Raw genomic sequence first — 12,943 nt, 5'->3', positions numbered from 1 at the left:
TCCGCTGGAGCGGATGATGCGGGACGCGAAGATCACGCAGATCTACGAGGGCACCAACCAGATCCAGCGCGTCGTGATGGCCCGCAACCTGCCGTAACCCCTGCCGCGCCCGGGCACCCGGGCCGGCCGTCCGCGGCCCGGTCCGGGTGTTCGAGGCCGATGCTATGTTCCGGGAATGAGCGAGAAGGAAGAGCAGGACCGGCCCATGAACGACGGGCACCCGAAGCCCGCGATGCGCGAGGCGTTGGTCGCCGCCGCCTTCGAGCTCTTCCTGGAGCGCGGCTTCGAGCAGACCACGATCGACGACATCGTCTCGCTCGCCGGAGTGGGCCGGCGCTCCTTCTTCCGCTACTTCCCGGCCAAGGAGGACGTGGTCTTCCCCGACCACGAGCGCGGCCTCGCCGACATGACGGAGTTCCTGGAATCCGGCACCGGCGAGGAGGACCCGGTCCGGCACGCCGGCGACGCCGCCCGCCTCGTGCTGCGGATGTACGCCGAGCAGCCGTCCTTCTCCGTCCAGCGCTACCGCCTCACCCGCAAGGTCCCGGGCCTGCGCGCCTACGAGCTGTCCGTGGTCTGGCGCTACGAGCACACCCTCGCGCACTACCTGCGCGGCCGCTTCGCCGAGCGCCCGGACGGGCCGCTGCGGGCCGACGTGGTGGCCGCCGCGGTGGTCGCCGCGCACAACCACGCCCTGCGCACCTGGCTGCGTTCGGGCGGGGAGAGCGACTGGATGGCCGAGGTGGACCGCGCGATGTCCTTCGTCACCGACACCTGGAGCGAGCGCCCCGGCACCGGCGGCGCCCGCGAGGGCACCGGGGCGGGGGAGCAGGACGACGTCGTGGTGCTGGTCGCCAGCCGCCGCGCGCCGCTGTGGCGGATGGTGCAGGGCATCGAGAGCGCGCTCGGGGACGCCCGGCAGGTCCACCGGGACTGACCCCTCGGCCGTTCACCCGGACGGCGCAATCGGCGCGCGGCCGCACCCGGGGTTGCGTGCGGGTCCCCCGGGTGCGGGCGAGACTCGGTCGCAGGACGCGGCCGGAGCGGGACCGGCGCGGGGAACGCGACGGAGGCGGACGATGCCGGAGCCCAGCGCTGGTCCGGGCGGCACCGAGGACCCGGCGCCGGCCACCGGCCCCGCCCCGGCCACCGGCGCCGGCCCCGTCGCGGCGGCGGCCCCCGACCGGGCGCCCGCCCCGGCCCTGCGTCAGGTGCTGCTGACCAAGGGCTACCTGGGCCTGCTGCTGATCTCCGCCCTGGTCGGCGTCCCCGTCTCCCTGGCGGCCTTCTGGTTCGTCGGCCTGGAGCACCAGCTCCAGCACTGGGTCTGGGAGAGCCTGCCGGACGCCCTCGGCCACGACCGCGCGCCCTGGTGGTGGCCGCTGCCCGCGCTGTTGCTGGCCGGCCTGCTGCTGGCCCCGGTCGTCACCCGGCTGCCCGGCCGCGGCGGACACATCCCGGTGGACGGCCTGGGCGGTCCGCCGGCTCCGCCGGAGGCCGTGCCCGGCGTCGTCCTGGCGGCGCTCGCCTGCCTGCCGCTCGGCGCGGTGCTCGGTCCGGAGGCACCGCTGATGGCGATGGGCGGCGGGCTGGCGCTGCTCGCCGTCCGCCCGGCCCGCCGGGCGGCCCGGCCGCAGCTGGTGCCGGTGCTCGGCGCGGCCGGTTCGACGGCGGCGATCTCCACCATCTTCGGGAGCCCGCTGGTGGCCGCCGTGATGATGATCGAGGCGGCCGGCCTCGGCGGGCCCAGGCTCCTGCTGCTGATCATGCCGTGCCTGCTGGCCAGCGGCGTCGGCGCGCTGGTCTTCACCGGCTTCGGCCACTGGACGGGACTCTCCATCGGCGCGCTCGCGCTGCCCTCGGTGCCGCACAGCGGGACCCCGGACCCTGGCGACTTCCTGTGGGGCGTGCCGGTCGCCGCCGTCGTCGCGGTGGTCTGCGTGGCGGGGCAGACGCTGGGCCGGCGGGTCAAGGCGTTCACCACCGGCGGTCCGGATCCGGCCGAGGCGCCGCCGACCGCGTGGCGGACGGCGGTGCGCACGGTGCTGTGCGCCGTCGCGGTCGGCGCCTGCATCTCCGCGTACGCGCTGCTGACCGGCCGTTCGCCGCAGGAGGCGGCGCTCTCCGGCCAGGCGACCCTGGGGACGCTGGCCGCGGACCCGGCCGCCTGGTCGGTGTTCGCGCTGCTGGCGCTGACGCTCTGCAAGGCGACGGCCTGGGGCATCGCGCTGGGCAGCCTGCGCGGCGGCCCGATCTTCCCGGCGGTGCTGATCGGCGCCGCCGTCGGGCTGGCCTGCGCCCCGCTGCCCGGCCTCGGCACCGCTCCGGGCCTGGCCGTCGGCCTCGCCGCCTCCGCCACCGCGGTCACCCGGCTGCCGGTCACCAGCACGGTGCTGGCGACGGCGCTGCTGGGGGCCGAGGCACCCGATCTGCTCCCGTTGCTGCTGGTCACCGCCGTGACGGCGTTCGTCGCCGGCGAGCTGGTGCGCGGTCACCGCGGGCGGACCGCCGCCCCGGCTCCTGCCCCGGAGCCCGCTCCGGCGAGCGGGCCCCGCTGAACCCGGACGCCACCGGCCCGCGTTGAACCAACGGCAGGAGCAGGGCGTTTGCCCACGGTGTCATGGTCTGGTCGAATGGGCGCCGCAAGCGCTCAGGGGGCGGTGTTCGTTTCAGTTCGAACTGAGCGCACGTCAACTGCGCGGCCCTGATGGTGGGCTGCGGAGGGCGTTTCATCCGATGATATGATCACGGCGCTTGCCGGGGGGATCGGGCGGGTGTGAGACGGAAGGTCACCAGGGGCAGTCCGGGCGGTGAACCCGGTGCGGACGCCCGCCGGCCCACCCCCGCTTTGACGGTAATTCAGCAGCTGGCCGCCACTCTCCTGAAGAGAGTCCTATGACGCATTCCCTGCAGAATCCCATTCTCTGGGCTCTTCTCGTCGTCCTCCTCGGCGCAATCGCCGTCATTGTCCTCCAGCGCCGGGCGGCAGCGTCCGCGCGCCGGGAGTCCGAGGGGCTGAGAGCCCACTACGCCGCGTTGGAGAGCGATTTCTCGCAATCCGTCGAGGCGGCTCACGTGCGCGCCGACGAGGAGACCAAGACGGTCCTCAAGTCCGCCATGCGAACCCTCCAGGGCCTCGCCGCCGAGCAGCAGCTGGTCATTTCCCGGCTGCAGAACAAGTACGGCGACTCGGTCATCCTGGAGGACCTCCTGGAGATCGACCACACGAACTCGCAGTTCGGCCGGCGTGCCCAGTCCATCGCCGTGCTGTGCGACGGCTGGCTCGGCCGGCAGCGCGAGGTGGCCTCGATCTACGACGTGGTCCGCAGTGCGCAGGGCCGCATCCGGCATTTCCGGCGGGTGGAGATTCTCTCCCAGGTCGATTACGGAATCACCAGCCGGGCCGTCGAACCGGTGGCGCTCGCGCTCGCCGAACTTCTCGACAATGCTACCAGCTATTCCAGCCCCGACACGATGGTGGAAATCAATATCCGCACCGTGCCGAAGGGTATTTGCATCGTCGTCGACGACGCCGGTATCGGCATGAACGACGAGGAGCGCACCCGGGCGGAAGGGCTCCTGTCGAGCGAGCGGGCCCTCGGGGTCTCCTCGCTCGGAAACCCGCCGCAGTTCGGCTTCGCGGTGGCCGGTGTGCTCAGCGAGCGCTTCGGCTTCGAGGTTTCCGTGGATTCCTCCTCCCCCTACGGCGGTGTGCGCGCGGTTCTCCTCCTGCCGCACGAACTCCTCACCGCGATGCCGGAGCAGAAGCCGGCTCAGACCGGCCCCGGAGCCGCCGAGGCGGCCCGCAATCCGTTCGAGGCCGCGCCGACCGCGAGTGCCACCGGGCCCGACGGCCTGCCGAAGCGTCGCCGCAAGCGGCCGATGTCCGTCGTCCCCGCCGAGCCGGCCCCCGTCGGTGCCGAGGGCTTCGGGGCACCGGGCTTCGCCACCCAGGGCTTCGGCGGCCAGAGCTTCGCGGGCCAGAGCTTCGGCGCTCCGGCCACCGGGGCACCGGTCCGCTCGGGCGCGGAGACGGCGGCGATCATGGGCGCCTTCCAGCGAGGCACCCAGTCCGGCCGGGCCACGAATCCGGACGCCGCGGAAACGACGAGCAGCGCAACCGCTGCAAGCAGTGAAGGACATGAGTACCCGTGAACAACGATCTGTCATGGATGCTTGACAGTGCCCTGGAGATTCCCGGAGCCCTGCACGCGGTCCTGATATCCGCGGACGGCCTGCTGATGGCCCGGACGAAGGAGATCGGCAAGGACGACGCGGACCGGGTCGCCGCCGGGATGAGCGGAGTGCAGTCGCTGAGCCGATCGCTCGCGTTCTTCTGCAACGGCTCCCAGCAGCAGTGGCGGCAGACCCTGGTGGAGTTCGACGGCGGCTGGGTCTTCCTCATCTCCGCCGGCCAGGGCGCCTACCTCGGCGTCTCGGCCTCCCCGGACGTCGACATGGCGGACATCACCTTCCGGATGCAGCAGCTCGTCGGCCAGCTGGGCAAGGCGCTCATGGCGCCCCCGCGCGAGAACCTCGGCGTGCGCCCATGACCAGGCACGGTGAGCAGGCGCCCGACGCCGCCCCGCCCCTGGTGCGGCCCTACGTCATCACCAAGGGGCGGGGGCTGCCGGACGACCAGCAGCTCTCCCTGGTCACCCTGGTCACGGCGGCGGCCGGCGATCAGCAGCGCCCCAGCCGCAGACTCTCCCCCGAGGAGCAGGGCCTGCTCGAGTTATGTGCGGCGGGCTACCTCACGGTGGCCGAGATCGCCGGGCACACCCGGCTGCCCCTGGGCGTGGTGAGGATCCTGCTCTCGGGCCTCACCGAAGGCGGCTTCCTGCTCGTGCGGCCGCCCGTCGAGCGTGCCTCCCTGGTGGACACGCGCATCCTTGAGGAGGTGCTGCATGGACTTGAGGCCAAGTTTGGATGAGCGGGCCTACGTCCGCGACGGAGCCAACCAGACCGCCGTGAAGATCCTCGTGGTCGGGCACTTCGCGGTCGGCAAGACCACCTTCATCGGCTCGATCTCCGAGATCACCCCGCTGTCCACCGAGGAGACCATGACGCGGGCCGGGGAGGCGGTCGACGACCTCAAGGGGGTCAGGAGCAAGACCACCACGACCGTCGCCATGGACTTCGGCCGGCTGACCCTCAGCGACCGCGTCGTGCTGTACCTGTTCGGCACCCCGGGACAGCTGCGCTTCGTGCAGATGTGGGAGGACATGGCACGCGGCGCGCTCGGGGCGCTGGTGCTGGTCGACCCCGACCGGCTGGCCGACTCCTTCGCCGTGATCGACCTCATCGAGCAGTACGGCCTCGACTACGCGATCGCCGTCAACCGCTTCGACGGCACGCCGGTCTACCAGGAGGCAGCCCTGCGCGAGGCGCTGGACCTGCTGGACGACACCCCCGTGGTCACCTGCGACGCCCGCGACGAGAAGTCCTCCGCCGAAGCATTGATCAGACTGGTCCGTCACTTGCTGGACCGTGTCCACTAGGAGCAAAGAAAATGGACGCTGAGTCCACCGCACTCGTGCCCCCGCCCGGGTGCCCCGCCCACGGCACCGGCGAACGCATACCCCTCTACGGCTCGCAGTTCGCGGCCGACCCGCAGGCCTACTACGCCTACATGCGCCAGTTCGGCGCGACCACTCCGGTCGAACTCGCCCCGGGCGTCGAGGCCACCCTCGTCACCGACTACACCGCCGCGCTGCAACTGCTGCAGGACCCGGCCTCCTTCCGCAAGGACTCGCGCCGCTGGCGCGACCTCAACGAGGGCCGGATCCCCGCCGACAGCCCGGTCCTGCCCCTGCTGGCCTACCGGGCCAACTGCATGTTCAGCGACGGTGTCGAGCACCTGCGGCTGCGCCAGGCGGTCACCGACAGCCTCGCCCGGATCGACACCCGCCGGCTCACCCAGCGCATCGGGCAGATCTCCGACTACCTGATCGCCCAGTTCAGCGCCCGCGGCTCGGCCGACCTGGTCGGCGAGTACTCCAAGCAGCTGCCGCTGTTCGTCTTCAACGAGCTCTTCGGCTGCCCGGCCGACATCGGCGACCGGGTGCTGTTCGGCATCTCCGGCATGTTCGACGGCGTCAACGCCGCCCGCGCCGCCGACGTCCTGATGCAGGCCGCGGCCGACCTGGTGGCCCTCAAGCGGACCAGGCCGGGCGAGGACGTCACCTCGTGGCTGATGCAGCACGAGGCGGCCCTCGACAACGAGGAGATGGTCCACCAGCTCGCCCTGCTCCTGGGCGCGGGCGCCGAGCCGCTGCGCAACCTCATCGGCAACACGCTGCACCTGCTGCTCACCCAGGACCAGTACGCCCACAAGGGCGGCCTGATCGCCGAGGCGCTCGACGACACGCTCTGGGGCAACCCGCCGCTGACCAACTACGCGCCGCACTACCCGGCGGCCGACATGGAGTTCGCCGGCACCAAGCTGAACGCCGGCGACCTGGTGCTGGTCAGCATCGCGGCCGCCAACACCGGCGGGGCCGGCAGCAACCGGGCGCACCTGGCGTGGAGCGCGGGCCCGCACGCCTGCCCCTCCAAGGAGCCCGCCCGGCACATCACCGTGACGGCCATCGAGAACCTGCTCAACCGGCTGCCGGACATCGAACTGGCCGTGCCGGTGGACAGCCTGACCTGGCGCCCGGGCCCGTTCAGCCGGGCGCTGTCCGCGCTGCCGACCCGGTTCACCCCGGTCCAGGAGGTGCCGCGGCCCGCCACGGCGACCCGTCAGGCTGCGGCCACCCGCGAGGACCACTCCACGGGAGCCCGCAAGGAGCGCGGGCTGTGGAGCTCCTTCCTCAGCTGGCTGGCCAAGTGACCGGGAAACCGGAAAGACCGGGCGTGCTGACGCTCGGGGAGTTCACCGCGGGTCAACTGCGCGGCCTGTGCGAGGTCGCGAGCCTCTCGGCGGACGACGCGCGGACCTATGCGGACGTCCTCACCGGGGCCCTGGGCCCGGAGGCCGGACGGCGGCTGGACCTGCCGCCGTCCGGCCGGACGTTCCTGTCCGACGACCACACGCCGGTGGAGTACTCGCTCTCCTTCCGGCCGGACGGCCCGCCCGACCTGCGGGTGCTGCTGGAGCCCGGCTGCGGCACCGCCGGCCTGGAGGAGAACGGCCGCGCCGGACTCGACGCGGTCCGTGCCATGTCCCGGCGCTGGGGCTTCTCCACCACCTGGCTGGACAAGCTGGAGGACCTCTTCCTGCCGCCCGCCCCGGAGGGGCCGCTGGCCCTGTGGTGCGCCCTGGAGCTGCGCCCCGGCGGCGTCCCCAGGGTCAAGGTGTACCTGAACCCCGCCGCCCGCGGCGCCGACCGGGCCGCCACGACGGTGCGCGAGGCGCTGGACCGGCTCGGCCACCCGCGGGCGTTCGCGGCGCTGCCGCCGGGTGACGGCTACCCGTTCTTCGCCCTGGACCTCGGCGACTGGGAGCAGCCCCGGGTCAAGGTCTACGTCCGCCACCCCGGCCTGCCGGCCGGCGCGGTCGGCGGGCTGTCCCGGATGGCCGCCGGGCCGACGGCGGAGGTGCTGCGGGAGTTCGCCGCCACGGCCGCCGGCACCGGGAGCGCCGACGACCGGCTCTCCGGGCTGCCGGTGCTGTCCTGCCACGTCTTCACCGACGCGCAGGACGACCGGCCGAGCGGCTTCACCCTGCACGTCCCGGTGCGCGACTACGCCCCGCACGACGGCGAGGCGCTGGACCGGGCGGTGGCCCTGCTCGGCCGGCACGGCATGGACCCGGCCCCGCTCCTGCGCGCCCTGCCCTCCCTCACCGGGCGGCGGCCGCAGGACGGCGCCGGGCTGATCGCCTACCTGGCGCTCGCCCACCAGCGGGGCCTGCCGGCCCGGCTCACGGCGTACCTCTCCGCGGAGGCCTACGCCGTCCGGCCGCCGTCCGGCTGACCGGACAGGGCCACCCGGGCAGGGGCTACGGCGTGCGGAACTCCTCCACGTAGGGCACCACGTCGATCTGGACGGAGGCGCCGAGCCCCTGCCCGTAGCGCGCGGCGATGCCGGCCAGGTACTCGTCGATCTCCTTGCGCATGACGTCCTCGGACGGCAGCGCCGCCTCGCCGGCGACGAGCCGGGCGACCCAGTCCGCCTGGGCCTCCAGGGCCCGGGTGATGGATCCGACCGGCCGGATCAGCCCCACGAAGTACAGGCCGGCCCGGTCGGGCACGACGATCCGCCGATACAGCTCCACCCGGCCGCTCGGGCCGACCGGCCAGCCGGCGGGCAGGTACGGGTAGGACATCCGGTAGCCGGTGCACCAGACCACCGCGTCGGCCTCCACCTCGGACCCGTCGGTGAACCGGACCACGCTCCCGGCGAAGGATTCGATCCCCGGCTTCGGGGTCACCGCGCCGTGCCGGATCCGGGTGAAGATCTCGTCGGAGACGGTCACGGCGGAGGAGAAGATCGGGTGGTCGGGCTCGGGGAGGCCGTAGTCCGAGAGCCGGCCGCGGGCGACGATCAGGGCCTGCTCGATGTACTCGCGCCGCTCGGCCAGCGACATCCCGGTGAACCACGGCTCCTCGGCGATGACGTCGCACGATATGCCGAAGAGCTGCTTCGGGACGACGTGCAGCCCCCGGCGGACCGACAGCACCGTCCGGGAGGCGTGCCGGGAGAGGTCCGCGGCGATGTCCACGGCCGAGGCGCCGAGGCCCACCACGACCACCCGCTGCCCGCGGAACCCGTCGCCCTCCAGGTAGTCGACGGCGTGCAGCATCCGGCCGGTGAACGACTCGGCGCCGTCCGGCACCGGGTCGGGCAGCTGCGGCTCCGCGTTGGCGCCGGTGGCGACGACCACCCGCGCGAACCGCCGGGTGGCGCAGTCCCCCCGTGCGTCGCGGGTGGCGACCAGCCAGGAACCGTCGGTGTCCTGGTGGACCGACAGCACCTCGGTGCCGAACTCGACGCGCGGCAGCAGCCCCGCCCACTCGGCGAAGGCCCGCAGGTAGGCGGCCATCTGGTCGTGTCGCGGATAGGCCGGGTAGCTGTCCGGCATCGGGAAGGCGGCGTAGCCGGTGAGTTCCCTGGCGGTGTTCAGGTGCAGGGACCGGTAGCCCGGCCCGCGCTCCCCGGCCCCGGGTTTGCGCCAGATCCCGCCGACCTCCGGAGCCTGTTCCAGGCAGACGAAATCGATGCCCCGCACCGCGAGCGCGTGCGCGGCGGCCAGGCCCGACAGACCCGCTCCGATGACGCACACCGGCGCGTCTCCGCGCACATCAACGGCATACGACCCACCCGGGAAATTCCCCACGGAACACCCACCTTCCCATCAACCGGCATGGCCATCCCCCGTCGGCACCGCGCTGCGGCGGTGCGACGCCGACAAAGTAAACCTCAGGTCACGGCGGTCGAACAGGGACCAATGGCGTACAGGAAGTGCGTGGCCGGAAAACAACCAGGGCCGGGCGGGCGGAACGCAACACGAAAAGCGGGCCAGGATTTCTCCTGGCCCGCTCAGCGGTGTCCGAGGGGGGACTTGAACCCCCACGCCCGATAAAGGGCACTAGCACCTCAAGCTAGCGCGTCTGCCATTCCGCCACCCGGACGGGGTGTTGTCCTCACGGCTTCCTTCTGTTCGTCGGCCGCGCTGACAGATGTAACTGTAGCAGTGATCGGCTTCCGGTCCCAAAACGGCTCCGGACGGGGGAGCGCAGGTTGCGGCGGTGTGTCGCCGCGTTTCACGGGGGTGGATCCGGCCCGGGGGCTGGGAGAGGATGGGCGGACGTGCTCGTGCGGCCCCGGCGGAGGTCCCGGGGGTGGCGCTGGGGCGCCGGTGCGGGCCAGAGACGAGGAGTGACCGTGAGCGAGCGGAGCGAGTCGGCGGAGCGGGCGGCGGCGGCGCCGAAGGTGACGGGCGAGTCCGAGGTCGCGGACCTCTGCCGCGATCTGATCCGGATCGACACCAGCAACTACGGCGACGGCTCCGGTCCGGGGGAGCGGAAGGCCGCCGAGTACGTGGCCGAGCAGCTCGCCGAGTTCGGCCTCGAACCGCGGATCATCGAGTCGGCCAAGGGCCGGGCGTCCACCGTGGTCCGGATCGAGGGCGAGGACCGTTCGCGTCCGGGCCTGCTGATCCACGGGCACACCGACGTCGTGCCGGCGAACGCGGCGGACTGGACGTACGACCCGTTCTCCGGGGAGATCGCGGACGGCTGCGTCTGGGGGCGCGGCGCGGTCGACATGAAGGACATGGACGCGATGACCCTCGCGGTCGTCCGCGACCGGCTGCGCACCGGCCGCAAGCCCCCGCGCGACCTGGTGCTGGCCTTCCTGGCCGACGAGGAGGCGGGCGGCACCTACGGCGCCCGGTACCTGGTGGACAAGCACCCGGACCTGTTCGAGGGCGTGACCGAGGCGATCGGCGAGGTCGGCGGCTTCTCCTTCACGGTCAACGACCGGACCCGGCTCTACCTGGTCGAGACGGCTGAGAAGGGCATGCACTGGATGCGGCTCTCGGTCGAGGGCCGGGCCGGGCACGGGTCGATGGAGAACGACGACAACGCCATCACCGAGCTGTGCGAGGCGGTCGCCCGCCTCGGGCGGCACCAGTTCCCGCTGCGGATCACCAAGACCGTCCGCGCCTTCCTGGACGAGCTGTCGGACGCGCTCGGCGTCGAGCTCGACCCGGAGAACATGGACGAGACGCTGCGGGTGCTCGGCGGCATCGCCAAGATGATCGGCACCACGCTGCGCAACACCGCCCAGCCGACCATGCTCGGCGCCGGCTACAAGGTCAACGTGATCCCCGGCCAGGCCACCGCGCACGTGGACGGCCGCTTCCTGCCCGGCTACGAGGAGGAGTTCCTGGCCGAGCTGGACAGCGTGCTCGGCCCGCGCGTGAAGCGCGAGAGCCTGCACTCGGACAAGGCGATCGAGACCAGCTTCGACGGCGCCCTGGTCGAGGCGATGCAGACCGCGCTGCGCGCCGAGGACCCGATCGCCCGCGCCGTGCCGTACTGCCTCTCCGGCGGGACGGACGCCAAGTCCTTCCAGGACCTCGGGATCCGCTGCTTCGGCTTCGCCCCGCTGCAGCTGCCGCCGGAGCTGGACTTCGCCGGGATGTTCCACGGCGTGGACGAGCGGGTGCCGGTGGACGGCCTGAAGTTCGGTGTGCGGGTGCTGGACCGGTTCATCGACGCCTGCTGAGCACGGGCCGGCGGCCCGCTCCCGGAGGGTCCGGGAGCGGGCCGCCGCCGTTCTGACAGATCGATTTCCTGTTCGTCGTATCACCGGTCTGGGTGAAGGGCGGGACTGCTCCGTACCCCGTTTGCCGCAACGTCGTTCCTTCCTGTGACGACCCGGAACCGATATCCGGGTGTTCATACAGGAGGAATGATGAAGGTCAAGAAGATCGCCGCCGTGACCGCCGCCGCCGGTGGCCTGGTGCTCGCCGCGACGGGTGTCGCCTCCGCCCACGGCGGTGCCGGTGCGCAGGGTGTGGCCGCGGGCTCGCCGGGTGTCGTGTCCGGCAACCAGATCCAGATCCCGGTGCACGTGCCGGTCAACGCCTGCGGCAACACCATCAGCGTGATCGGCGTGCTGAACCCGGCGTTCGGCAACACCTGCTTCAACGTCTGAGTCCAGGTCGGTCCTTGAGCCGGGCCCCCGGGCGGCGTGCGCGCCGTGCCGGGGGCGCTTGTTTTTTCGGCACGCCCCATCGGTTCGTCCTAAACCTCCCTCGAAAGGGTGAATGGGAGCCCCGCCGGCCAACCTCGGCGCGCGTTCCTTCGTTCTATCCCATACAGCCGAGGACCTCTCCGCCCGATCGGAAATTCCGACTTTCGGGAGGTCATCACGTCGTCTCGAAATGTCAGGGGAAAATATGAGGAACGCAGCCAAGAAGGGGCTCCTCACGGCCGTGGCCACCGGCAGTGTGCTGGCCTCGACCGCCGGCTACGCCTATGCGGGCGCCGGCGCGGAGGGGGTCGCGGCGGGCTCGCCGGGCGTCGCCTCCGGCAACTCGGTGCAGGTGCCGATCGAGGTGCCGATCAACGCCTGCGGCAACACGATCGACGTGATCGGCGCGCTGAACCCGGCCTTCGGCAACAACTGCGCCAACACCTCCGGGCGTCCGGCCGGCGGCGCGCACGCCGGCGGCGGCCAGTCGGGCGGCGCGCACGCCGGGGGCGGCCAGACCGGCGGCTCGCACGCGGGCGGCGGCCAGGCGGGCACGGGAAGCGGGACGGGAGCGGGTACGGGCGCGGGTAGCGGCGCGGCCGGTGCGGGTACGGCGGCCTCGGGGGCGAGCGCCTCCGGCACGGCCGCGGGCTCGCCCGGCGTGGTCTCCGGCAACAGCGTCCAGGCGCCGGTGCACGTCCCGGTCAACGCCTGCGGCAACTCGGTCGACGTGGTCGGCGCCCTCAACCCGGCCTACGGCAACACCTGCGTCAACGCGGCCGCCCCGGCGCCCGCCAAGCCGGCGAAGCCCACCAAGCCCACCCAGCCGCAGGAGAACTGCCAGGAGGCCTGTCCGGAGGAGCACGTCCCGCACAACGCGCCGCCGCCCGCCGCACCGCCGGTCACCCAGAGCGCCGCCGCGGCCACCGAGGGCGTCGCCCGGGCGGGCGGTCCGGCCGAGGCCGCGCAGCCCACCGGCGCCCCGTCGGCCGCGGAGCGGGCCGTCCCGGCCGCCGCGCGCGCCGCCGCCCCGGCCACCGCGGAGAACGGCCACCAGCTGGCCGCCACCGGCGCCGGCAGCACCGAACTGCTCGGCGCGGCCGGCCTGGCCCTGCTGATCGGTGGCGGCGTCCTCTACCGCCGCGCCCGCGCCGGCGCCCGCTGAGCACCCCGGACCCTCCGGACGCACCGGACGCGGGGGGGGGGGGGGCGCCCGCCCCCCCCCCGCCCCCCCCGCCGGCCCCGCGGGGGGGGGCCCCGGGCCCGCCCCCCCCGGGGGGGCCGGGCGCGGGCA

General features: G+C 73.2%; 13 protein-coding genes and 1 tRNA gene. 12 read left to right on the top strand and 2 right to left on the bottom strand.

Going from position 1 to position 12,943, the window contains the following annotated elements; all coding sequences use genetic code 11:
- The 9 genes from ABT093_RS39465 to ABT093_RS39425 form a co-directional block, all read left to right on the top strand.
- Positions 1-97, top strand: a 97-nt coding sequence (locus ABT093_RS39465) for an acyl-CoA dehydrogenase family protein (protein ID WP_350572328.1), incomplete at its 5' end; no start/stop codon positions are given.
- 135 nt (positions 98-232) lie between these two features.
- Positions 233-937: a TetR family transcriptional regulator gene (locus ABT093_RS39460; RefSeq protein ID WP_350572327.1), complete on the top strand. Its 705-nt coding sequence runs from the start codon at positions 233-235 to the stop codon at positions 935-937.
- A 142-nt stretch (positions 938-1,079) separates the two neighbouring features.
- Positions 1,080-2,558: a chloride channel protein gene (locus ABT093_RS39455; protein WP_350572326.1), complete on the top strand. Its 1,479-nt coding sequence runs from the start codon at positions 1,080-1,082 to the stop codon at positions 2,556-2,558.
- A gap of 337 nt (positions 2,559-2,895) precedes the next feature.
- A complete protein-coding gene (locus ABT093_RS39450; protein ID WP_350572325.1) occupies positions 2,896-4,155 on the top strand; it encodes an ATP-binding protein in 1,260 nt (419 codons plus the stop codon).
- Positions 4,152-4,553 carry a roadblock/LC7 domain-containing protein gene (locus tag ABT093_RS39445; protein WP_350572324.1) on the top strand — a complete coding sequence of 134 codons (402 nt, stop codon included), beginning with the start codon at positions 4,152-4,154 and terminating at the stop codon, positions 4,551-4,553. Before ABT093_RS39450 ends, ABT093_RS39445 begins: the two co-directional genes overlap by 4 nt.
- Positions 4,550-4,933, top strand: coding sequence for a DUF742 domain-containing protein (locus tag ABT093_RS39440; protein ID WP_350572323.1), 384 nt, complete (start codon positions 4,550-4,552; stop codon positions 4,931-4,933). The genes ABT093_RS39445 and ABT093_RS39440 overlap by 4 nt, the downstream gene beginning before the upstream one ends.
- Complete coding sequence (locus tag ABT093_RS39435) at positions 4,908-5,501, top strand: GTP-binding protein (protein ID WP_350572322.1); 594 nt, start codon at positions 4,908-4,910, stop codon at positions 5,499-5,501. Before ABT093_RS39440 ends, ABT093_RS39435 begins: the two co-directional genes overlap by 26 nt.
- A gap of 11 nt (positions 5,502-5,512) precedes the next feature.
- A complete protein-coding gene (locus ABT093_RS39430) occupies positions 5,513-6,835 on the top strand; it encodes a cytochrome P450 (RefSeq protein ID WP_350572321.1) in 1,323 nt (440 codons plus the stop codon).
- 23 nt (positions 6,836-6,858) lie between these two features.
- Positions 6,859-7,920, top strand: a complete 1,062-nt coding sequence (locus ABT093_RS39425) for a tryptophan dimethylallyltransferase family protein (protein ID WP_350572320.1) — start codon at positions 6,859-6,861, stop codon at positions 7,918-7,920.
- Between the two features lie 25 nt (positions 7,921-7,945).
- Here the strand turns inward: ABT093_RS39425 and ABT093_RS39420 are convergent, their stop codons facing one another.
- On the bottom strand, positions 7,946-9,229 hold the full coding sequence (locus tag ABT093_RS39420) for a flavin-containing monooxygenase (RefSeq protein WP_350572319.1): 1,284 nt from the start codon (positions 9,227-9,229) through the stop codon (positions 7,946-7,948).
- Positions 9,230-9,493: 264 nt separating this feature from the next.
- Positions 9,494-9,578 (bottom strand) — tRNA-Leu (locus tag ABT093_RS39415).
- A 253-nt stretch (positions 9,579-9,831) separates the two neighbouring features.
- Between ABT093_RS39415 and ABT093_RS39410 the strand changes: the two genes are divergently transcribed.
- From ABT093_RS39410 to ABT093_RS39400, 3 genes are all read left to right on the top strand, one after another.
- Entirely contained in the window at positions 9,832-11,178 is a 1,347-nt protein-coding gene (locus tag ABT093_RS39410; RefSeq protein WP_350572318.1) for a M20/M25/M40 family metallo-hydrolase, read from the top strand.
- A 186-nt stretch (positions 11,179-11,364) separates the two neighbouring features.
- Entirely contained in the window at positions 11,365-11,610 is a 246-nt protein-coding gene (locus ABT093_RS39405) for a chaplin (protein ID WP_350572317.1), read from the top strand.
- A 244-nt stretch (positions 11,611-11,854) separates the two neighbouring features.
- Entirely contained in the window at positions 11,855-12,814 is a 960-nt protein-coding gene (locus ABT093_RS39400) for a chaplin (protein ID WP_350572316.1), read from the top strand.
- Positions 12,815-12,943 lie beyond the last annotated feature (129 nt).

The sequence above is a fragment of the Kitasatospora sp. NPDC002551 genome (genome assembly GCF_040296005.1).
In the GTDB taxonomy this organism is placed as follows: domain Bacteria; phylum Actinomycetota; class Actinomycetes; order Streptomycetales; family Streptomycetaceae; genus Kitasatospora.
Note: the sequence above shows the minus strand (reverse complement) of the source record. Positions and strands in the feature narration are given on the sequence as shown.

What these genes read in the sequence shown, in the direction of transcription:
- ABT093_RS39460 (WP_350572327.1), top strand. Translation starts at nt 233, where the DNA reads ATGCGCGAGGCGTTGGTCGCCGCCGCCTTCGAGCTCTTCCTGGAGCGC.
- ABT093_RS39455 (WP_350572326.1), top strand. Translation starts at nt 1,080, where the DNA reads ATGCCGGAGCCCAGCGCTGGTCCGGGCGGCACCGAGGACCCGGCGCCG.
- ABT093_RS39450 (WP_350572325.1), top strand. Translation starts at nt 2,896, where the DNA reads ATGACGCATTCCCTGCAGAATCCCATTCTCTGGGCTCTTCTCGTCGTC.
- ABT093_RS39440 (WP_350572323.1), top strand. Translation starts at nt 4,550, where the DNA reads ATGACCAGGCACGGTGAGCAGGCGCCCGACGCCGCCCCGCCCCTGGTG.
- ABT093_RS39435 (WP_350572322.1), top strand. Translation starts at nt 4,908, where the DNA reads ATGGACTTGAGGCCAAGTTTGGATGAGCGGGCCTACGTCCGCGACGGA.
- ABT093_RS39430 (WP_350572321.1), top strand. Translation starts at nt 5,513, where the DNA reads ATGGACGCTGAGTCCACCGCACTCGTGCCCCCGCCCGGGTGCCCCGCC.
- ABT093_RS39405 (WP_350572317.1), top strand. Translation starts at nt 11,365, where the DNA reads ATGATGAAGGTCAAGAAGATCGCCGCCGTGACCGCCGCCGCCGGTGGC.
- ABT093_RS39400 (WP_350572316.1), top strand. Translation starts at nt 11,855, where the DNA reads ATGAGGAACGCAGCCAAGAAGGGGCTCCTCACGGCCGTGGCCACCGGC.